The sequence below is a fragment of the Salegentibacter maritimus genome, assembly GCF_016236975.1.
GTDB lineage: Bacteria > Bacteroidota > Bacteroidia > Flavobacteriales > Flavobacteriaceae > Salegentibacter > Salegentibacter maritimus.
Genome location: NZ_JAEHNY010000010.1, coordinates 120,097 through 141,742, shown reverse-complemented (window position 1 = coordinate 141,742; position 21,646 = coordinate 120,097). Strand labels below are relative to the sequence as shown.

20 protein-coding genes are annotated in these 21,646 nt (G+C 37.3%); 5 read left to right on the top strand and 15 right to left on the bottom strand.

What is annotated here, in order from left to right; all coding sequences use genetic code 11:
* The first annotated feature begins 46 nt into the window (after nt 1–46).
* Nucleotides 47–2,794 (top strand): TonB-dependent receptor, encoded by a 2,748-nt coding sequence (locus I6U50_RS12070; RefSeq protein ID WP_198639008.1) that lies wholly within the window; start codon nt 47–49, stop codon nt 2,792–2,794.
* Nucleotides 2,795–2,965: 171 nt separating this feature from the next.
* Here I6U50_RS12070 and I6U50_RS12065 read toward each other — a convergent pair whose 3' ends face one another.
* Both I6U50_RS12065 and I6U50_RS12060 read right to left on the bottom strand, forming a co-directional pair.
* Nucleotides 2,966–3,724 carry a TrkA C-terminal domain-containing protein gene (locus I6U50_RS12065; protein ID WP_198628040.1) on the bottom strand — a complete coding sequence of 253 codons (759 nt, stop codon included), beginning with the start codon at nt 3,722–3,724 and terminating at the stop codon, nt 2,966–2,968.
* A gap of 287 nt (nt 3,725–4,011) precedes the next feature.
* Complete coding sequence (locus tag I6U50_RS12060) at nt 4,012–4,728, bottom strand: energy transducer TonB (RefSeq protein ID WP_198628039.1); 717 nt, start codon at nt 4,726–4,728, stop codon at nt 4,012–4,014.
* Between the two features lie 226 nt (nt 4,729–4,954).
* Between I6U50_RS12060 and I6U50_RS12055 the strand changes: the two genes are divergently transcribed.
* Nucleotides 4,955–5,392: a hypothetical protein gene (locus tag I6U50_RS12055; RefSeq protein ID WP_198628038.1), complete on the top strand. Its 438-nt coding sequence runs from the start codon at nt 4,955–4,957 to the stop codon at nt 5,390–5,392.
* A gap of 109 nt (nt 5,393–5,501) precedes the next feature.
* On the opposite strand, the gene I6U50_RS12050 is transcribed toward I6U50_RS12055, so the two are convergent.
* Nucleotides 5,502–6,584, bottom strand: coding sequence for an endonuclease/exonuclease/phosphatase family protein (locus I6U50_RS12050; RefSeq protein ID WP_198639007.1), 1,083 nt, complete (start codon nt 6,582–6,584; stop codon nt 5,502–5,504).
* Between the two features lie 99 nt (nt 6,585–6,683).
* On the opposite strand from I6U50_RS12050, the gene I6U50_RS12045 reads away from it, so the two are divergent.
* From I6U50_RS12045 to I6U50_RS12035, 3 genes are all read left to right on the top strand, one after another.
* On the top strand, nt 6,684–9,497 hold the full coding sequence (locus tag I6U50_RS12045; protein ID WP_198639006.1) for a peptidase associated domain and porin domain-containing protein: 2,814 nt from the start codon (nt 6,684–6,686) through the stop codon (nt 9,495–9,497).
* On the top strand, nt 9,451–10,890 hold the full coding sequence (locus I6U50_RS12040) for a DUF5689 domain-containing protein (RefSeq protein ID WP_232805929.1): 1,440 nt from the start codon (nt 9,451–9,453) through the stop codon (nt 10,888–10,890). Before I6U50_RS12045 ends, I6U50_RS12040 begins: the two co-directional genes overlap by 47 nt.
* A 113-nt stretch (nt 10,891–11,003) precedes the next feature.
* Nucleotides 11,004–11,411: a hypothetical protein gene (locus I6U50_RS12035; protein ID WP_198639005.1), complete on the top strand. Its 408-nt coding sequence runs from the start codon at nt 11,004–11,006 to the stop codon at nt 11,409–11,411.
* Between the two features lie 2 nt (nt 11,412–11,413).
* Here I6U50_RS12035 and I6U50_RS12030 read toward each other — a convergent pair whose 3' ends face one another.
* The 12 genes from I6U50_RS12030 to sufB form a co-directional block, all read right to left on the bottom strand.
* On the bottom strand, nt 11,414–12,142 hold the full coding sequence (locus I6U50_RS12030; protein ID WP_198639004.1) for a hypothetical protein: 729 nt from the start codon (nt 12,140–12,142) through the stop codon (nt 11,414–11,416).
* A gap of 76 nt (nt 12,143–12,218) precedes the next feature.
* Nucleotides 12,219–13,439: a GTPase HflX gene (gene hflX, locus I6U50_RS12025; protein ID WP_193710065.1), complete on the bottom strand. Its 1,221-nt coding sequence runs from the start codon at nt 13,437–13,439 to the stop codon at nt 12,219–12,221.
* A 212-nt stretch (nt 13,440–13,651) separates the two neighbouring features.
* Complete coding sequence (locus I6U50_RS12020; RefSeq protein WP_193710066.1) at nt 13,652–14,545, bottom strand: DUF3078 domain-containing protein; 894 nt, start codon at nt 14,543–14,545, stop codon at nt 13,652–13,654.
* Between the two features lies 1 nt (nt 14,546).
* Nucleotides 14,547–15,059 (bottom strand): DUF2480 family protein, encoded by a 513-nt coding sequence (locus tag I6U50_RS12015; protein WP_198639003.1) that lies wholly within the window; start codon nt 15,057–15,059, stop codon nt 14,547–14,549.
* 54 nt (nt 15,060–15,113) lie between these two features.
* On the bottom strand, nt 15,114–15,437 hold the full coding sequence (locus I6U50_RS12010) for an iron-sulfur cluster assembly protein (protein ID WP_193710068.1): 324 nt from the start codon (nt 15,435–15,437) through the stop codon (nt 15,114–15,116).
* A gap of 1 nt (nt 15,438) precedes the next feature.
* On the bottom strand, nt 15,439–15,816 hold the full coding sequence (locus I6U50_RS12005) for a SufE family protein (protein ID WP_193710611.1): 378 nt from the start codon (nt 15,814–15,816) through the stop codon (nt 15,439–15,441).
* Nucleotides 15,817–15,859: 43 nt separating this feature from the next.
* The gene (locus I6U50_RS12000; RefSeq protein WP_198639002.1) at nt 15,860–16,288 is read right to left on the bottom strand and encodes an META domain-containing protein; all 429 of its coding nucleotides are present in this window, start codon (nt 16,286–16,288) and stop codon (nt 15,860–15,862) included.
* A gap of 10 nt (nt 16,289–16,298) precedes the next feature.
* Nucleotides 16,299–17,537, bottom strand: a complete 1,239-nt coding sequence (locus I6U50_RS11995; protein ID WP_198639001.1) for an aminotransferase class V-fold PLP-dependent enzyme — start codon at nt 17,535–17,537, stop codon at nt 16,299–16,301.
* A 48-nt stretch (nt 17,538–17,585) separates the two neighbouring features.
* A complete protein-coding gene (sufD, locus tag I6U50_RS11990; RefSeq protein ID WP_193710071.1) occupies nt 17,586–18,902 on the bottom strand; it encodes a Fe-S cluster assembly protein SufD in 1,317 nt (438 codons plus the stop codon).
* A 75-nt stretch (nt 18,903–18,977) separates the two neighbouring features.
* Complete coding sequence (gene sufC, locus I6U50_RS11985) at nt 18,978–19,730, bottom strand: Fe-S cluster assembly ATPase SufC (RefSeq protein ID WP_198628028.1); 753 nt, start codon at nt 19,728–19,730, stop codon at nt 18,978–18,980.
* Nucleotides 19,731–19,770: 40 nt separating this feature from the next.
* Complete coding sequence (locus tag I6U50_RS11980) at nt 19,771–20,175, bottom strand: hypothetical protein (RefSeq protein WP_198639000.1); 405 nt, start codon at nt 20,173–20,175, stop codon at nt 19,771–19,773.
* Nucleotides 20,176–20,183: 8 nt separating this feature from the next.
* Nucleotides 20,184–21,629 (bottom strand): Fe-S cluster assembly protein SufB, encoded by a 1,446-nt coding sequence (gene sufB / locus I6U50_RS11975; RefSeq protein WP_198638999.1) that lies wholly within the window; start codon nt 21,627–21,629, stop codon nt 20,184–20,186.
* Nucleotides 21,630–21,646: the final 17 nt, after the last annotated feature.

Genomic DNA, 21,646 nt, shown 5'->3' with positions numbered 1-21,646 from the left:
CTTCATTTGCATCGAAATTTAAACTCAAAACAAACAAATTTTAAACATGAGGAAATTATTAGCATTAGCGTTGTTTTTAACATCAGCTACAATTTTTGCTCAAGGAACTATTACCGGTACGGTGATAGATTCGGAAATGGACGGTCCATTGCCTGGGGCTACGGTTATGGTAGTAGGTACCAGCAATGGGACTACTACGGACTTTGATGGGAATTTCTCCCTTGACGTTTCGTCAACTACAGGTAAGATTAACATAACTTTTATTGGTTATGAAAGAAAAACTGTCAGATTTAATGTGTCTGGTGGAGAAACCCAAAACTTGGGCACGATCTCTTTAGGGGTTGATGCTGGTGCTTTGGCTGAAGTTGTAATTACTGGTGTAGCCGATTTAGCAAAAGATCGTGAGACTCCTGTGGCTGTATCGACTATTAAAGCAGCTGAAATTCAGGAGAAATTAGGTTCTCAGGAATTCCCTGAAATACTTAATAACACTCCTTCAATTTACGCTACCAAACAAGGGGGTGGATTTGGAGACGCTCGTATTAATATTAGAGGTTTTGATACCAACAATTCAGCCGTGATGATTAATGGTGTGCCAATTAATGATATGGAAAACGGTTCTGTTTACTGGAGTAACTGGGCTGGTTTAAGTGATGTGGCTTCTGCTATACAGGTTCAAAGAGGACTTGGTTCTTCTAAATTAGCAGTATCTTCTGTAGGTGGAACTATAAATGTTCTTACCAGAGCTGCAGATAAATCTGAAGGTGGATTTGTTACCGCCACTACAGGTAATGACGGATACTTAAAAACTATTGCTTCTTATAATACTGGGTTAATGGAAAGTGGTTTTTCCACTACCGTATTATTGAGCCAAACTCAAGGTGATGGTTATGTAGATGGTACGAAATTTCAGGGGTATAATTACTACTTAGGTTTTGGTTATAGACCTAACGATAAACATGACTTTCAGTTTACCGTAACGGGAGCTCCACAATGGCATCATCAGCGTAGTAGAAGTAGTTCAATAGAAACTTATCAACGTTATAGTGATAATGATGAGCCTAATATTAAGTATAATGAAGAGTGGGGATACAGAAATGGAGAGGAGTATTCTTTTAGAAAAAACTTCTATCACAAACCAATTATGTCTTTAAACTGGGATTTTGACATTAATTCTAAGACTCAGCTTTCTACTTCAGCTTATGCATCGTTTGGTCGTGGTGGTGGAACAGGCGAGATAGGAAGAATAAACGGAAGAAGACAATTTGCCTTACCTCGTACTGAAGATGGTTTGGTTAGGGTAGACGATATTATTGCTTATAATAGTGGTCAGGCTGTACCAGATTTTGGGAGCGACGATAACCCAACAGGACAAAGAGCTTTGACTGATGGAATTTATCTTAATCAAGGGAATGGAGATAGATCGGCTGCCAATGGTATTAGCCGAAGAGCTTCAATAAATTCTCATAACTGGTTTGGAGTACTATCTAACTTAAGCAACCAGTTAACAGATGAACTTACTTTAGATGTAGGTATTGATTTAAGAACTTATAAAGGAATTCATTATAGAAGAGTTAATGATTTACTTGGAGGAGATGCTTATCTTCAAACAGATAACATTAATAATGATCCAGACCCCGTACTAAGAGAAACATACTCAGCTGAGCCCAAATTCTGGGTGTTTTCTGATATAGATTCAGAAGAAAAGATCGATTATTATAATGACGGTTTAGTAAGATGGGCTGGTACTTTTGGACAGTTAGAATATAATAACGAAATTATTTCAGCTTTTGTTCAAGGTTCTATTTCAAATCAAGGTTTTAAGCGAGTGGAATACTTTGGAGAACTTGAAGGAAATCAGGAGACAGATTGGGAGAATATTATTGGAGGTAATATAAAAGGTGGTTTAAACTGGAATATAGATGAAATGCATAATGTATATGCAAATGCAGGCTACTATTCAAAACAGCCACTTTTTGATGCAGTTTATATTAATTTTGGAAATAATCTAAACCCAGATCTTCAAAATGAACAAATAATTGGAACCGAGATTGGATATGGATTTAGATCTAGTTTATTTAGTGCCAATGTAAATATTTACAGAACATCCTGGGCAGATAGGTTCGAGGATGTGGGAGCTGTATTTAATGCAGAAACTCCTCAGGAAATAAGAGGTAGAGCCAATTTGTATGGAATTACTCAAGTACATACTGGTCTTGAAATTGATTTTACTGGAAGAGTGTCAGATAAATTAAGGTTTAAAGGTATGTTTTCTGTAGGAAATTGGGAGTATGAGGGAGATGTTGAAGCAACTTACTTCGATAACGATCAAGAACCAATTTTAGACGAAAATGGAAATCCACAAACTGCAACTTTGGCTTTGGACGGAGTAAAAGTTGGAGATGCACCGCAACTTACTGCTAGTTTTGGTGCTGACTATGAGATAATTGAAGGTCTTGGAATTGATGCTAATTATAGATATATAGATAATCTTTATGCTGATTTCGATGCAACTGATGCATTAGGCGACGATAATTTTAAGGCATTAAAGCTACCTTCTTATGGGTTGGTAGATGCTGGAGCTTCGTTTAGACTGCCAATTGGGAAAGATAATAATAGTCTTAACTTTAGACTTAATGTCAATAACGTTTTTGATACTATGTATATTTCTGAGGCAGACACTAATCTTTTAGCTGGAGCTGGAGATGAAACTTATAACGGAGTTAATGTGAATAACAGAGTTTATTTCGGATTTGGAAGAACCTGGAATGCGGGAATAACCTTTAACTTCTAGTTAATAGAATAAAAGATCACAAAAAAGGCCGTCTAAAAGCAATTTTTAGACGGCCTTTTTATTTTGAGTGGTTTCTTAGAATAACATTAATTATACCGCGTTTTACACTCTTTTAATTTCTATTAAGAAGCCTTTTTAATATGATAAAGAAAACTATTCTTTAGTTTTTTCTTAATTCTTACCTTCTTCCTGCTGTTTCCTATCGGCTTCTTTTTCAACAAATTTTTGATGTTGTATTTCACCACCAATATCACGAGATCTTTTGTAGATGCTTTCAAAAACCTCTGCCTTGCCGTACACGGTAATAACATCAAGTGGCAATATTTTCGAATTTCCTGTAGGGGAACCTAAATAGCCTTCGCCTTTTCTATCTATCCCAAGAACTGTTATGCCTTCTTTTCTCAGGTCTAATTCTATTAAAGTTTTATTGGCTAGCCAACTGTCTTTTTCTACTCGCATTTCGCTTACATGATAATTATCGTGTAAGTGTAATACGGCCGCATAATCCTGTACATTTATATCGGTGTATTTTTTTAGCATTCTATTAATCACTTTAGATAGTCCGCGGTCTACCCAATCGCTTCTAATGGCCCACCATAATATAGCCAGGCCTACCACTACAATTAGTAAACCGTATAGCCGGGAAGCATTACTGTCTGGCAGCACAAAAGTTAAAATTAAGGAAGACATAGCGGTTACAATACCGGCATTACCAATAAGCATAAGGCTGTAAATAATCTTTCTACGAACCGGGTGGTTCATTATTTTCTCAGTTTCTGATGAAGTGAAACCCGAGCCGGTATATGCAGAGCGTGCCTGAAACCTTGCTATTTGGGTAGAAAGTCCCGTGTGCGCCAAAGCAATAGCTGCAATGCGTGTAATTAAGGCTGAAAGGGTGATGATAAAAAATAAGGTAACAGCGGCAATCATAATTAATCTTTTACATGACTATTGTATCAATAAAAGATAAACTATTTTCTGATTTTTCTTAGCATATTCAGGAGTTAATATTTTCTAATTACCTGTTACCTTTTTTAGTTCTACGAGCCTAATCTCTACTGGTTAAAACTCTTTTGCTATTCGAGTTTTATTTATCAGTAAACTTCCTCGGGCTATTACACCCTTTGGCGGTGCCAATAAAGTTTCCAGCCTTGATAATTTTTAGCCTTATTCTAGAAGCTTATTATAAAAACAAATTTCTTAGTTATACTGTGATATCAATTTTGAACCTGGAAAATTATAGGTAATGAATAGTTTACATTAACAGGTTTTCCACGTTGTTTTCCCGGTTTCATTTTTGGTAAAGATTTTATAACTCTTTTGGCTTCGTCTTCAAGTTGTGGATGTGGTGCCCGTGCCTGTATGTTTACTATTTCTCCTTCGGTATTAATTTGAAAAAGAATGTTGATGCGGTTTACCCCTGATAATTCCAATTCGCTACCCAGCTCTTTATTAAAATTTTTATTTACGTAAGCAGTTATTTTTTCGGTCATACAGGCTTTTCTTTTGCTATTGTCTTTTAAGGCTTCGCAGCCCGGAAATATGGGGACATCTTCCAGTAAGATAAAAGGTACTGTTTCGGGTTCTTCTACGTTTTCAGGTTCAACTATTTCCCCGGGCTCTACAATATCGTCCAGGTTTATCTCGCTAGACTCAATCTCGTCTTCCTCAAGCTCGGGATCGTCTTCAACAACATCTATTACATCGGGAATTACCGGAGGCTTGGGAGGTGGTGTGTTTGCCAGTTCTGTAATAGGAATTTCTTCGGTATCCAGCGCATCAAAATATACTTTTTGTGAGCTGATGTCTTTTTTATCATAAACTTTCCATTCTATTAGCAGAAAACTGGCCAGCAAAGCAAGGATAAGTCCGAAGGATAAAAACAAATTTGATTTTTTTCGAAGATCGGCTTTTGGATTTTTCTTGGGTTTCATAAGATAGATTATTTAACAGTTAGTACTCGAAAATTAAAAGTGTAATAGAAAGGCTGGTTGACTGATTATGTATCAATTAAAATGCCATAAGAGTACATAAACATCATTTTTATGTGTTTGGTGTTGTTTTTTGATTAATTTATAAATGCTGAAGTGTGGTATAAACTAACCTATAATTGAGTAGCTTTGTTATAGAAAATCCTATATTTACTAAAAAATTATTTTTATGTATCCAACAGTACAATTCATACATTCTTATTGGGCCTATTTAGTGCTTATTGTTTTATTTGTTGCCTCCTTAAATGCAATTATTGGGTATGCTTCAAATAAAGAGTACGGAGCCACCAACTTTAGAATTGCTCTTTTTACGCTTATCACATCCCATATTCAGTTTTTAATAGGAGTGGTCTTATATTTTACTTCCCCTTATTTTTCTGTATTATTAGAAAAGGGTATGGGTACGGTTATGCCAGATCCTACACTTAGACTTTACATCATGGAGCACCCTTTAATGATGATTATTGCGTTAGTATTGATAACAATTGGGTATTCTAAGCATAAGAATAAACTTACCTCAAAGCCAAAATTTAAAACCCTGGCTATATTTTATACCCTTGGATTATTGGTGATGTTGTCCCGAATTCCATGGAGTGCCTGGTTTTAATAAACAGTTGTTTTTCCCCGATAAGCTAGATTTAATGCCGGGCGGCTAAGCGCGAAATCTAAAAGAAATTTTATTATATACCTCGTGAGCCTATCGCGGGGTATTTTATTTAATTCTTAATAGATAAAGTATAAGCAACTTGTTTTATAAGATAGATATACACCGGAAAATGGTCACTATAACCGCCCTGATATCCCGAATAACCATAGCTTCTAAAGGGATAACCTTTGTATTGTCCGTTTTTAGTGATAAGATATTTTTTATTAAAAATGCCTGCTTTATAAAATTGAAAGCCGGAATAATCCTTAGTTGTTAATGCGCCCGACACAAGAATTTGATCAAATAAATTCCAGCCATCGCGGTAGGCAAGTGTCCCCATTCCCTTTTTCAACATAGGCTCCATAGGATTATATAACTGATGCGGATTTAGGCCTGTTGCATCAGCTTTGGTTTTCAGGACTTCTTTAAAGCTTTTATTGGTAGGGTCATCATTAAAATCGCCCATGCTTATTACCCTGGCTAAAGGTTCTTTTTTAAAGATGGAATCAAGAATGATTTTATTTAGTGCCGCCGCTTTTTCCCGTTTGTAACTGCTTGCTGTTTCTCCACCACTTCGGGAAGGCCAGTGATTTACAATAAAATGTAACTTTTCATCATCTATATTACCACTAACTACCAGCTGATCCCTGGTATAAACCCTTTTATCGGGCTCTTTGCTGTTGTAGATCAATAATTCGTGAGAAACTGAATTTTCTAATTTAAAAATATCCTTTCGGTATAATAAAGCAACATCAATTCCACGGCGATCTGGAGAGTTATAATGTACAATACCATAGTTGTATTGTTTTAGTTTAGGTTCATTGATTAAGTCTTCTAAAACTCCCCGGTTCTCCACTTCACAGACGCCTACAATTGCTGGAGGCTGATTTGTGGTTTCAAAGCCTATTTCAGTAATAACCCTGGCTAGTTTTTGCACTTTATCCTGGTATTTCTCCTGCGTCCAAACATCATTTCCTTTCGGGGTACGATCATCATCAAAAGTGAACGGATTATCTTCGGTGTCAAATAAATTTTCAACATTATAAAAGGCAACACTTATAATTTTATACTCCTTTTCCTGTGAGAATCCTCTTTCAACTCCTAAAAGGAATAACAGACAAAAAACAAAAAGGGGAAAAATACGGGTACTCATAGTCTTACATTAACGCTAAATTATTGTTGTAAAGTGTTGATATTTTGATTTTTAACTCTTAAATATCTTAACTTATATTGAATATGACACTACCTGGCTATGAAATTTTTAATTTTTATGTTCTTTTTTGCATTGGGGTTTTCTGGCTCTTTAGCACAGGAAATTTCGCTGAAAGGAAAGTTGGTAGATGCGCAAACCTATAAAGAATTATCGGGTGCCAAAGTTCAAATCGAGGAAAGCTTTTTTGAAACCCTTTCTGCTGAAGATGGCACTTTTATACTTACCGGCAAAGATCTCCCAACCGGCGAACATATTTTAAAAATAAGCCTGGCCAATTACAAACTACTTAGAATCCCGGTAATTATCGAAAAAGCAGGGATTAAAGATATGGGACTTATTCTTATGCAGCCTGTTGTAGCCGACTATGCCAATCAAATAAGTACTATAAGTCTTTCTGATGCCGAGCTAGATGAGGATGAAGCATATATAGAGAACCTCTCAGGCTTTTTACAGGCTTCCCGCGATGTTTTTCTTAACGCGGCAGCTTTCGATTTTAGTCAGACTTTCTTTAGGCCTCGCGGACTTGATAGCGAACACGGGAAGGTTTTGATTAATGGTGTAGAAATGAATAAGGTTTATACCGGCCGACCCCAATGGAGTGCCTGGGGCGGATTAAACGATGTGCAGCGCAACCAGGTTTTTTCGATGGGTCTTAGCCCTTCTGAAGTTGGTTTTGGCGGATTGGCCGGAACTACCAATATAATTATGCGGGCTTCAAAATACGCCAAAGGTGGTAAAGCTTCTATCGCAGCGGCTAATAGGAGTTATAATGGGAGGTTCATGGCAAGTTATGGTTCAGGAGAGTTGAAAAATGGCTGGGCTTATGCAGTTTCAGCCTCCCGAAGGTTTGCAAAAGAAGCTTACGTAGACGGGAGCCTGTACGATGCCAATGGTTTTTTCCTTTCGGTTGAAAAAACTTTTAATGAAAAACATAGTCTTAATTTTACCGGTTTTTATACGCCGAATATCCGCGGAAAGTCTTCTCCCAATACTGAAGAGGTTTTCGAATTAAAAGGTCGAAAGTATAATGCTTACTGGGGTTACCAGGATGGAGAGGTTAGAAATTCCCGGGTTAGGGAAATAAAAGAACCCGTGTTGATGTTGAATCATTATTGGGATGTTTCTGAGAAAATAAGCATCAATAATAATTTCGCTTTTCAGTTTGGAAAAACCGGCAATTCAAGGATAGATTTTGGAGGGACCAAAAAGGTAGAAATTAATGGCCAGTCGGGTTATGTAGGTGGCGGCACCAATCCAGACCCTACTTATTATCAAAAATTACCCAGCTATTATTTGCGCTTTAAAGACAATCCCAATTATGAAGCAGCTTACCTGGCGCAACAAGAGTTTAAAGAGAATGGACAAGTAGACTGGCAACAGCTGTATAATGCGAATAAAGCTGCCGGGTATACCTTATACGCATTGGCTGAAGATAGAAACGACGATCTTAAATTTGATTTGAACTCTATTCTTTCAGCTAAAATAAATGAGCATATAGACCTAAATGGGAAACTGGCCTTTGCCTATTTGAATTCACATAATTTTGCCTCAATTAAAGATATGCTGGGTGGGGACACTTTTCTTGATGTAGATTTCTTTGCTGAAGGAAACCGGGAAACCTCCCTGGAAAACAGGGCGCAAAGCGATCTTCAAAATCCAAATAGAAGTGTAACCGAAAATGAGGCCTACAAATATAATTTTCGGCTTTATGCGAATTCGGCCAAAGCCTTTGCCCAGTTAAATTTCGATTACGATCGCTTTGATTTTTATGCCGCAACTATGGCTTCCCAAACTTCTTATCAGCGAGATGGGCTATTTCAAAATGGCAATTATCCCGATAATTCCCTGGGCAAAAGTGAACAATTAAATTTCACCGATTTTGGAGGAAAAATTGGTGCAAACTATAAAATTACCGCAAAACACTTGTTGGGTTTTAATGCAGCCTGGTTTTCTAAACCGCCCAATCTTAGAAATTCCTTTTCAAATTCCCGACAAAATAATGAGGTTGTAAAGGGTCTTAAAAGCGAGCAAATTCAGAATATAGATTTTAGTTACCGTTATAGATCTCCAAATATTAAAGCCAGAATCTCTGCTTATTATACCCAAATAAAAAACGCCACCGAAATCTCTTTTTATTATGCCGATGGGCTGTCAGGCCTGGGAAGAAATAGCACCACGGCTTTTGTTCAGGAGGTTTTAAGCGGAATAGATAAACAATATATAGGTTTAGAAATGGGGATTGAAGCAAAAATAACCCCGGCTATAAAATTAAAGGCAGCCGGGGCATTGGGGCAGTTTACTTATAACAATAACCCAAACCTGTACTTAACTTCAGACGATTTTAATGAGATTGTAGATTATGGAACTTCTTATTTAAAAGATTACCGAATTGCCGGCGGGCCTCAAAGAGCCGCCCAAATTGGTTTTGAATATAGGGATGCCGATTATTGGTTCTTTGCGACTACAGCCAATTTCTTTTCCCACGCATTTTTAGATATAAGTCCTTTAACAAGAACGGCAAATTTTAGGAATGACAGCGATGGCCTCCCAATTTTAAATTTCGACGAAAATATTGCCCGGGATATGCTAAAACAAGAACAGTTTAAGGATTATATGTTGGTGAATGCCATAGGTGGTAAATCCTGGCTGGTAAAAGGAAAATTTATAGGTTTTTTTGTAAGTCTGAATAATATTTTTGATAAACTCTATAAAACGGGTGGCTTTGAGCAATCCCGAAATGCGAACTACCGAACCTTAAAACAAGACCTGGAGAGGGAAATCCCCATTTTTGGCCCAAAATACTGGTATGGAACCGGTGCTTCCTATTTTGCTATGGTCTATATACGATTTTAATACTGCTGCGATGAAAAAACTAAAAATAATAAACCTGGTCTTTTTGGGTGTGTTTTTGCAAATTTCATGTGTAAAAACCGATGATTTTCAATTGCCAGGAACTGAAATTAAGGAGGTGAATATAGAAGGTGATATTACCGGAATTTCAGCCGTAAAAAGCAATTTTAAGCCCGAAAGCGAAGGGATTTATGTGTTTTCTGAAACCAATACCTGGATGGAGGCTTATGTGGTTTCTAGCGATGAAGGAGGTAATTTTTATAAAGAGTTGGTGTTACAGGATAAACCCGAAAATCCTAATGCGGGAATCCTTTTATTGCTAGATGATAATTCGCTGTTTGAGACTTATAATTTTGGTCGTAAAATCTATGTGAAATTAGATGGGCTTGCTTTATGGTCTAATAACGGAGTACACCAGTTAGGGGTTCAAAATAGGGGAGATGTGGTAGCGATCCCGCCCTCCAGAATAGACGATCACATTCTTAGAACTACTGAAACAGCTGAAATTGTTCCGCTTCCATTAGAAATTTCAGAATTTAAGGAAATGCACGAAAACTTATTTATTGAAATTCAGGATGTTCAATTCAACCGAAATCTATTAAGAGAGAATCATCACTATACTTTTGCCGGGGAAGTGACCGATGAATATGATGGGGAAAGGCAATTGGAGAGTTGTAGCACAGGTGGTAGTACAATGCTTGGTACAAGTACTTTTTCCGGATTTAAATCTTTGTATTTACCAAAGGAATCAGGGAGTGTAAAAGGCGTGCTAACGCGTAATTTTTTTGATGATTATTTTGTGATCGCTGTAAATTCCCCCGATGATTTAAGTTTTAATGCTGAACGCTGTGATCCTGAGTTTTTACATTGCTCAAACAATACTTCTGAAGGAATAGATGTTATTTTTGAAGAAAATTTTACCAATATTACCAGTCTTGCCTCTTTGGAAAATTCAGGGTGGATCAATATCAATGTAAACGGAGGTAAAAAGTTTGAACCCGGAACTTTTGATGGTAACAGGTATGTGCGAATTTCGGCTTTTAATTCTGAAGAAACTCCACTGGAAGCCTGGTTGGTGAGCCCGGCAATAGATTTAAGTACTGTGTTAGACGCCCAATTATCTTTTGAAATTATGGCTTCTTACGATAACGCAACTATTTTAAGTGTTTTAATTGCCGAAGAATTTACCGGTAATGTAGTTAGCACTACATGGAAAACTTTAGATGCGATAATTCCTATAGGCCCCACCAATCAATACGGTAGGGGTTTTGTAAAAAGTAAGATTGATATTTCTTGTTTAAAGGGGCAGGTTCATTTTGCTTTCAGGTATTTGGGCGCCGCACCAGATAAAAGCACTACTTATGATATTGATAACATTCGGGTAACCGGGAATTGAGTACATTGCCATTTGTTAAAAACAACAAGGCCTTAAAGGGCAAAAAATGATTTCGACTAAACCCCTGAGAATTGAATCTTGAGTAAATTAGCACATTCGTTTAATTTTAATATATGAAGCAAACTTTACCCTACCTCTTTTTACTATTTTTCGTTTCGGGATTTTCGCAGCAATCCCAGGATTTGTCCGGTAAGTGGTTTTGGAAATCACCAAATGGTCAAAACACGATGGAGCTACAGCTTACATATGAAAATCAAAACAGAATTAATGGAACCCATTGTGTGGTTTTTAATAAGGAAGGGAAAACCGACTGTAGGAATAATGAGGTCGGTACTTTTAGTATTAATCTGGTGAAAATTGCTAAAGGTATTTACGATGGCACTATAGAAAGTGCTGTAAGTCTAAGCTCCGGAAAAATACGTTTACAATATATAGAAAGTGAAAAGACAATACGGTTTTATTTAAAAGAAGTGCCTCCCGGAGAATTTTACATACCAAAGGAGGCTTTCCTTATTCAATAACTTTATTTTTGATAAGCCTGGCTATATGGCGACCAAATCTCGTAAATAGGATCTCCTTTAGAACTTTTGCCTCGATGATGCCATTTGCCATCTTTTACTTCATATTGAAATTCTAAACTGGCCCCTACGCGACTTACATCTCTTGAGAAAAATTCGATGTTTTCTGTATATTTTCCGTTTTCTGCAGTATAGGTGCCTCCACCCGATCCGTTAAATTCTTTGGTAGCCGAATTGAAGGCAACCCATTGAAACCTGCCTCCACTTAAAATCTTAATAGTGCGTCTGTCACCGGGAGTCATGGTATTCATCGTTCCGTTTCTTTGGCGACCCGTAATTACCCAGTTTCCGGTTAGAGCATCACTTTCTTCAGATATTCTTTCCCATACTTTGGTAGCTATTCCATCAGAAATTTCTAAGATACGCTCTCCTTCCCATGAAATATTAAATTCTTGTTCAGTGCCAATATTTTCGGAATTGTAAGTGTCAAAATCCCTTATTTCGGTAAGGGTTTCATCATCTAAGTTAAGTTCCCCACCTGCTGCTCCTAAAAACTCATCATTAGCCAGACTTTTAGAGCCCAGTGCAAAATAACCGTCCTGAACTATTTTAATCACCTCACGATCGGTGACCTTTTCTCCGTTCTTTTGAATTAATTTCCAGGCACCATCCAGCTCCTGAGCTGTTATAAAACCAAAACAAAATAAGAGAGGGAGTAATGTTAATTTTTTCATAAGCTAATATATTGGTATAATCCAATTTACGGAAAAATTCAATAAAAAACCCCGAAAATTTCGGGGCTTACTATTGTTATTTTTCTTCTCCATATTTATCATATTCCGGATAGAGAAAGTTGTTGTATGGAAAGCGGGTAATATGTATTTTGCGAACCGCTTCGTAAACTTTTCTTCTAAAATCTTCCATATTTTCCTTATTCAAAGCCGAAATAAACAACACATTGTCTCCCATTTTGTTCATCCAGGTTTGTTTCCACTCCTTCAGGGTATAATGGGCTTTGGTTTTTTCGGTCACCAAATCATCTTCTTCAATTTCTTCGGCTTCATATTGGTCTATTTTATTAAAAACCATGATGGTTGGTTTATCATTGCTTTTAATCTCACTCATAATCTGGTTAACAGAGGCTATATGATCTTCGAAATTAGGATGGGAGATATCTACTACGTGCAATAGCAAATCGGCTTCTCTTACCTCATCTAAGGTAGATTTAAAAGACTCTACTAATTGCGTAGGTAACTTACGTATAAAACCTACTGTGTCGGTTAATAAGAAAGGCAAATTACGAATCACTACTTTTCTAACCGTGGTATCTAAGGTTGCAAAAAGCTTGTTTTCTGCAAATACCTGGCTTTTGCTAATGGTATTCATTAAAGTAGATTTGCCTACATTGGTATAACCTACCAGGGCTACTCTAACCAATTGCCCGCGGTTACCGCGTTGCACTTCCATTTGCTTGTCTATGGTTTCGAGCTTTTTCTTTAGAAGCGCAATTTTATCCCTAACAATCCTACGGTCGGTTTCAATTTCTGTTTCCCCCGGGCCACGCATTCCAATACCCCCACGTTGCCGTTCAAGGTGCGTCCACATACCTGCCAGTCTTGGTAATAAATATTCATATTGGGCAAGTTCTACCTGTGTTCTGGCATAACTTGTTTGGGCCCTTTGGGCAAAAATATCCAGGATTAGGGTGGTTCTATCTAAGACTTTACATTTTAATATCTTCTCAATATTCTTTTGCTGGGCAGGAGAAAGTTCATCATCAAAAATAGCGGTACCTACTTCGTTTTCATCAACAAATTCTTTTACTTCGTTCATCTTCCCGGTACCAATAAAAGTTTTAGGATTGGGTTTGTCCATATTCTGGCTAAAACGCTTTATTACTTCCCCACCGGCGGTATAAGTAAGGAACTCCAGTTCATCCAGGTATTCTTTTAATTTATCATGCCCCTGTTCTTTGGTAACGATACCAATTAAAACAGCTTTTTCGTGGCTTAGGTCGGTTTTTTCAATCATAAATACAAAGTTACACAATAGATTGCTACTGCGATTTTGCTGAATTCATTTCAACATATTTTTAACTAAAAACATATAAAAAAAGCTGTTTGAAAAGCTTTTAAAACCGTTATCATGAAGCAAGTTCAGTTTAACGAAAATAGACTTTTCAAACAGCCTCGTATTTTTAATTCTTTAGGCTTAGACGAAATTTCTGAGCCCTGGTACAGTACCTAAAACCCATAATTGAAGCCCAGGCCAAACACCTCTCTAATTTGAAAACCCTTCACGGCATTATCATCATAAATTGCCTGAAAAATAAGATTGGTAGAGAGATAATCGTTAATCTTCATTTTCATGTTCATAGTGTAATCTATATCAACATTTTTAGGATCTTCTAGGTAGTTAGAGTAAAGGTTAAGTAAATTTTCCATGCTTACGTTCTCGATAATTTGGAATTTGGCATAGCCTGAAAGCGAGGCACCAAGTTCAAAACGCATAGCTTTATTGGCGTCTACACCAAAATAATCCCCATCTACATACCCTGGTGCAGAGGTGAAATCTTTATCTACAAAAACCATTCTTCCGGTAGCCGGGGCAAGATTTACGTATAAATTTTCACTTTTTTTCCACATTATACCCGGACCAAATTGTAGGTACGCCGGCGATAAGAAGTTGGTATATTCTGTTCTGGTAGTCTCCCCTGTTTCAGCGTCTTCACCAAACTTATACCCTTTGGTTAATTGGGTTCTAAAATTAAGGAAAAGCGAATAATACCAGTTTGAGTCTTGTAGTTGTTTCCCGGCAATAGAGTTAAATTCTAAACGGTCACTGGTTTTTCTGGCAAATTCATCGCTTCGTTGTTTGGTGAGTCCGTAATCTACAAGCAATTTATTGTCCCAGGTAAAATCGTCCTTTAAATAATTGAAATTATAATCGAAGAGTAAGTTTCCGGCAATGTTGGAAGTTCCACCCCCGGTCCATTCGGCGTTAAAAGCCGATTGATTAAATAGTAATGAAATATTCCCTTCTGTAGTCCATCCTTGTTTTTGTTCTTCTTCCTCTTCCTGGGCGCTTAGGTTGAAAATCCCGCCAAATAAAGCGAGGGCAAATACTAGTTTCTTCATATTAATTTTTTGGTTTTTTGTATAAAGGTACAGACGAGCAGGCCTCGCCATACATTAAACTCTTTACCACCGGCTGCAATTTTTCGATAAGTAATAAATAGGCGTTTTTTGGAACCGGTTTATGGGCGCAGCCTTTTACGATTACAGGTTTGTCCTGTAATTCGCTAACATCTAACTTTGAAATAACGTCAGTATAAAGTATAGTTTCCAGGGTTTCTAAATCGCCGGTAATTACCTTTTTTGCGTAGGCTTGTAAATAAGTGGCCAATAGCATAAAGGCCCAGGCCGGGATTATCGCATCACTAGAACAGGTAAGCGCAATAAACTTGTCTTGATACTGGCCCCAGTCGTGATTTTTGGCCTGCTCTCTAAATTCACTTTCGCGTAAAACGAAACCTTCCAGGAGCCAATCTTTCACATCAAACAATACACGTTCACCTTCGGGATAATAATCCTCAAGATTAAAGGTTATAAGTTTACTGTTGGCTACCCGGTTTACAATTTCTTCGGCCATAATAAAGTAAAGGGTTTATGGTTAAAAGTTAATAGGTTTTTAAACTTTTAGAATTTATAAAAGTCCTAATTCCAATTTCGCTTCTTCACTTATTAAATCCTGGTTCCAGGGCGGATCGAAAGTGATCTCTACCTCGGCTTCTTTAACGGTATCTATAGAAGCGACTTTTTCTTTCACTTCCTGTGGTAAACTTTCGGCTACCGGGCAGTTGGGTGTTGTAAGGGTCATAAGGATTTTTACTTCATAATCTGTATTTACCATTACGTCGTAAATAAGCCCTAATTCGTATATGTCTACAGGAATCTCGGGGTCATAAATGGTTTTTAAAACCTTTACGATCTTTTCTCCCAATTCTTGCGTGTCTATTTCTTGCTCCATCTTATTTTAATTGTGTTTGGTATGCCACAGCATACATTTTAAGTTGTTTGACCATACTTACCAAACCATTGGCACGAGTTGGTGATAAGTGTTCTTTTAGGCCAATGTCATCTATAAACTTTGTGTCGGCTTCTATAATTTCAGAAGGATGATGATTTGAAAAAGCCCTTATTAAAATAGCTACAATCCCTTTGGTGATTATCGCATCACTATCGGCCGTAAACACCAATTTATCATCTTTTAATTCAGCGTGAACCCAAACTTTACTTTGGCAACCTTTAATAAGGTTTTCCTCAATTTTATATTTTTCTTCTATAAGCGGAAGTGCTTTTCCAAGCTCTATCATATATTCGTAACGCTGCATCCAGTCTTCGAACATGGCGAACTCATCTACAATTTCTTCCTGTATTTCCTGTATCGTTTTACTCACTGTCTTCTGTTTTTTGCAGGTTTAAAAGCTCCTGATTTTCTGCCGATAAAAATATTAAATCTTTATCGCTAATCTTTACATTTCTAATTTCAGGTAGCACTTTGCCAAAAATCTCTTCATGTTCCATTTGCCCCTGGCAAAACATTTTTGTGCCTAAAGGCTGATTAAATCTTATGATAGAGTCCTGGACTTTATAGCTTGCTACAAAATTATTACAACCGGTCTTTCCCGAAAGTCGTTGCTCTTTTCCTTCAAAATTTAGGATAAATCCTTCGGAAGCAATATTTTCCCCATCCAATTCCAGCAATTTGTAATTGCCATTAAGACTTGCGAGGTCGGCCGGGTTTTCTGAAATTTTTTCTTCTGAATTTCCGCAGGAAATCATTAAAAATACACTTAGTATAAATATAAGTTTCTTCATTATTTTTTGTTTAGGAAAGCATGGTTTTTGCTTTTTTAACCGCTTCAATAAAACGCTCAACTTCCTGTTTGGTATTATAGAACGAAAAAGAAGCTCTAACCGTACCGGGAATTTTATAAAAATCCATAATAGGTTGGGCGCAATGGTGGCCGGTTCTAACGGCAACTCCCATTTTGTCTACCAGGGTGCCAATATCGTAAGGGTGTAATCCTTCAATATTAAAAGAAATTACCGCAGTTTTCTCTTTAGACGTGCCGTAAATTTTCATTCCTTCAATTTCCTGAAGTTTTAAAGTGGCATAATCTAACAATTCTTCTTCGTAGCGTGCAATAGCTTCAAATCCTATGTTGTTCATATAATCTAAAGCTGCACCAAAAGCAATACCGCCACAAATATTGGGGGTACCTGCTTCAAATTTATGGGGAAGTCCGGCATAGGTTGTTTTTTCAAAACTTACCGTAGCAATCATCTCACCACCACCCTGGTAAGGGGGTAGTTTATCGAGCCATTCTTCTTTGCCATATAAAACCCCAACTCCTGTTGGGCCACACATTTTATGTGCAGAAACCACATAGAAATCAACATCCAGCGCCTGGACATCGGCTTTAATGTGCGGGGCTGCCTGGGCACCATCTATTAAAACGGCTGCACCTTTCTCGTGGGCCTTATCTATAATTTTTTTAATAGGATTTATGGTTCCCAAAGCGTTTGAAACATGGTTTAGGAAAACCATTTTTGTTTTTTTAGAAAGCAATTCTTCGAAAGTTTCATAAATAAGCTCCCCCTCTTCGCTCATAGGGATCACCTTTAAAATTGCTCCTGTTTTTTCACAAAGCATTTGCCAGGGAACAATATTGGAGTGATGCTCTAAGGCCGAAACCAAAATTTCGTCTCCTGCCTCCAAAAAGGATGCAAAGCCGTTGGCAACCAAATTTATTCCATGGGTGGTACCTGAGGTAAATATTATTTCGTGTGCTTTTTTAGCATTGAAATGTTGTTGAATTTTTTTTCTGGCAACTTCATATTTGTCGGTTGCTTCCTGGGATAAGCTATGCACCCCACGGTGAATATTTGCGTTGTAGTTAGAATAATAGTCTACAATGGCATCCATTACCTGTTTTGGAGTTTGCGAGGTTGCCGCATTGTCTAAATATACCAGGGGATAACCATTAACTTCCCTATTTAGAATAGGGAAGTCTTTTCTAATTTTTTCAACGTTAAATGCTATGTTATTAGTAGCAATGCTCATTTTAATATGGATTTAAAGATTCTATTTAATGCTACTTTTAAAAGCAATTTATAGATTGAATCCTAATTCTACCCCTAATTTTAGGGCTATAAGTTTATTGATTCTCTTTTTAATTTCCGGAATTTTTACACTTTCCAGTACGTTGTTGGCAAAGGCATACATTAGTAAACCGCTAGCTTCTTTTCTTGGAATACCACGAGACTGCAGATAGAATAAAGCTTCTTCGTCTAATTGACCAATGGTACAGCCATGGCTACACTTTACGTCGTCTGCAAAAATCTCCAACTGAGGTTTTGAGTTTATGGTTGCTTTGTCGTTTAACAAAACATTGTTGTTAGACTGGTAAGCGTTTGTTTTTTGCGCTTCTTTTTCTACAACCACTTTTCCGTTAAAAACCCCCACCGATTTTTCATCAAAAATACCTTTGTAATCCTGGTGAGACTCACAATTAGGTTCTATATGATGCACTAAAGTGTTGTGATCTACATGTTGTTTTCCTTCGATAATGGTAACACCTTTCATGGTAGAATCTATACGTTCTCCCTTTTGATAGAAATTAAGATTGTTTCGGGTTAATTTTCCGCCAAGGGAAAAGGTATGTACCGAACAAAAGCTTTCAGTTTGTTGTTCTATATAGGTATTGTCTATTAAAGAAGCCGATAGATTATCGTTTTGAATCTTGTAATAGTCTACAATAGCGCGTTTATTGGCAAAGATTTCGGTAACCGAGTTGGTAAGTACCGGTTGTTCGGTTAAACTTTGGTGACGTTCAATAATTTGACAATGTGAATTCTCGTCTACCACAATCAGGTTGCGCGGTTGTACCAAAACAGAAGATTCATTTCCGGTAGAGAAATTTATAATCTGAATAGGTTTATCGGCTAATGTGTTTTTATGAATATGTATAAAGGCACCTTCTTTGGTAAATGCCGTATTCAACGAATTTAGCCCATTTTTTGGAGCAATTTTGTTGAAATAATTATCAATTACCGGCTTGTAAAGATCTTTGTTTAGTGCCGAAGACATAAGGCAAACATCAATCTTATCGTGTGTAGTACTTGATAAGTGAGAGGAGTATATGCCGTCTATAAATACCAAATCGTAAGTGTCTATCTCGTGAATAAGGTATTTTTCAATATCTCTATATTCTATGGTATTTTCCTTCTTTGGAAAAAGACTGTAGTCTTCTTTTAAAACCGATTTTAGGGAAGTGTATTTATACTCTTCTTGCTTTCGGCTTGGAAAACCCAGGGCTTCAAAATCTTTAATTGCCTGGTTGCGTATTTTATGAAGATCATCATTCGTTCCTGTATACTCTTCTTCAAAAGCCAGAAATGATGATACTAATTTTTCTTTTAATTCCATTGCAGATTCAATTTATTTCCCCTTAAAATAAGGGAATCATAATTTTAGTGTTTTGGTTTTAAAAACGGATTATTTTTAAAGGGCTTTTTCAGCTTTAATCCATTCATAACCTCTTTCTTCCAGCTCTAGAGCAAGTTCTTTACCGCCAGACTTCACAATTTTTCCATCTACCATTACGTGAACTACATCTGGTACAATGTAGTTAAGTAAACGTTGGTAGTGCGTAATTAGCAGTACCGCGTTGTCTTTAGTTCTAAGTTTATTAACACCATCGGCAACAATTTTAAGGGCGTCAATATCCAAACCAGAATCGGTTTCATCGAGAATAGCTAATTTTGGTTCTAACATAGCCATTTGAAAAATCTCGTTTCGCTTCTTTTCCCCTCCGGAAAAACCTTCGTTTAAAGATCTTGATAAGAACTTACGGTCTATCTCTAAACTTTCTGACTTCTCTCTAATTTTTTTCAACATTTCATTGGCCGGCATATCTTCAAGCCCGTTAGCTTTTCTATGCGCATTAATGGCGGTTTTCATAAAATTAGTAACCGAAACACCTGGAATTTCTACCGGGTATTGAAAAGAAAGAAAAATACCTTTATGGGCTCTTTCTTCAGGGTCCATTTCTGAAATTTCTGTATTTTCAAAAATGATTTCTCCCTCAGTTTGCTCAAATTCTTCTTTTCCGGCAATTACCGAAGAAAGTGTACTTTTTCCTGAACCGTTAGGTCCCATAATAGCATGAACCTCTCCAGGGTTAATGTCTAGATTAATTCCTTTAAGGATTTCTTTATCTTCTATACTCGCGTGTAAATTCTTTATTTTTAGCATAAGTTCTCTGTATGCATCCCTAATAAATGGGATTGGTTTATTATTCTTCTTCGTTTTGTTCTGTAGCCTTTTCGGTTTCCAGAATTTCTAAAATCTCTCGTATTTCTATATTTTCATCCCAGCCATCCTGGCGCGGATTGGTAATTATCTTCCCTTTTACCTTAACAGCTACCATGTCAAATTCTTCTTTTTGAAATGGCTGTACCTGTTTGGCCAATATTTTAGACATAGAGTCTATACTTACGCCATAGATAAAATCGCTACCCCGTAAAATTGCCTCGTCTCCTGCATAGATAAAATCCCCGGTTAGCGTTTGAATGCTATCGGGCACTTTTTCGGTTTCAGGTTGGTTCATTAAATCTTCCCTGCCTTCGTCCTGGCAAGAAAAGGCAGTTAGGGCAATAGCAAAGATGAGCAAAAGCTTTTTCATTCTATCAATTTTCATTTTGCTGTTTATCCTACAGATCCTTCAAGCGAAATTTCTAATAGTTTTTGGGCTTCTACTGCAAATTCCATTGGTAATTTGTTCAATACCTCTTTGCTAAATCCGTTTACAATAAGTGCAATTGCTTTTTCTGTATCAATACCACGTTGGTTACAGTAAAAAATTTGGTCTTCCCCAATTTTACTTGTCGTAGCTTCGTGCTCTACCTGTCCGGTTTTGTTTTTTACTTCAATATATGGGAAGGTGTGCGCTCCACATTTGTTACCCATTAAAAGAGAGTCACATTGTGAAAAGTTACGTGCATTTTGGGCTCTTCCGTTTATTTGTACCAATCCGCGGTAAGAATTCTGCGATTGTCCCGCCGAAATACCTTTGGAAATAATAGTACTTTTTGTGTTTTTACCCAGGTGTACCATTTTTGTACCGGTATCTGCCTGCTGGAAATTATTGGTAACCGCAATAGAATAAAACTCTCCAATAGAATTATCTCCTTTTAAAATACAAGAAGGATATTTCCAGGTTACCGCCGACCCTGTTTCTACCTGTGTCCAGGAAATTTTTGCACCTTTTTCACAAAGTCCGCGTTTAGTAACAAAGTTAAACACGCCACCTTTTCCGTCTTTATTTCCGGGGAACCAGTTTTGAACGGTACTGTACTTAACCTCTGCATCATCTAATGCAATAAGTTCTACCACGGCAGCGTGTAGTTGGTTTTCGTCACGCATGGGAGCGGTACAACCCTCCAGGTAGCTTACATAGCTTCCCGGTTCTGCCACTACCAGTGTACGTTCAAATTGTCCTGTTCCGGCCTGGTTAATTCTAAAGTAAGTAGAAAGTTCCATTGGGCATCTTACGCCCTTTGGGATGTAGCAAAACGAACCATCACTAAATACAGCCGAGTTTAATGCGGCGTAGAAGTTGTCGGTTTTAGGAACTACAGATCCAATATATTTCTTTACAAGCTCGGGATGTTCCCTAATGGCTTCTGAGATAGAACAGAAAATAATTCCTTTTTCGGCCAGGGTCTTTTTAAAAGTTGTGGTTACCGAAACAGAATCCATCACCACATCTACGGCCACACCGGCCAATTTCTTCTGCTCATCTACAGAGATACCCAATTTCTTAAAAGTATCCAGCAATTCTGGATCTACCTCGTCTAAACTATCATATTTCGGTTTTTTATTTGGTGCCGAATAATAAGATATATTTTGGAAGTTTGGTTTTTCGTAATGTACGTTTGCCCATTCCGGCTCCTCCAGGGTTTGCCAGTAGCGAAATGCTTCTAATCGCCATTCGGTCATCCACTCTGGTTCTTCCTTCTTTTTAGAGATCGCTCTAACGATGTCTTCATTTAATCCCACAGGAAAAGTATCCGATTCAATATCGGTATAAAATCCGTACTCATATTCTTTCGTTTCGAGCTCTTTTTTTAAATCGTCTTCAGTATATGCCATTTCAATTTTTTATAAGT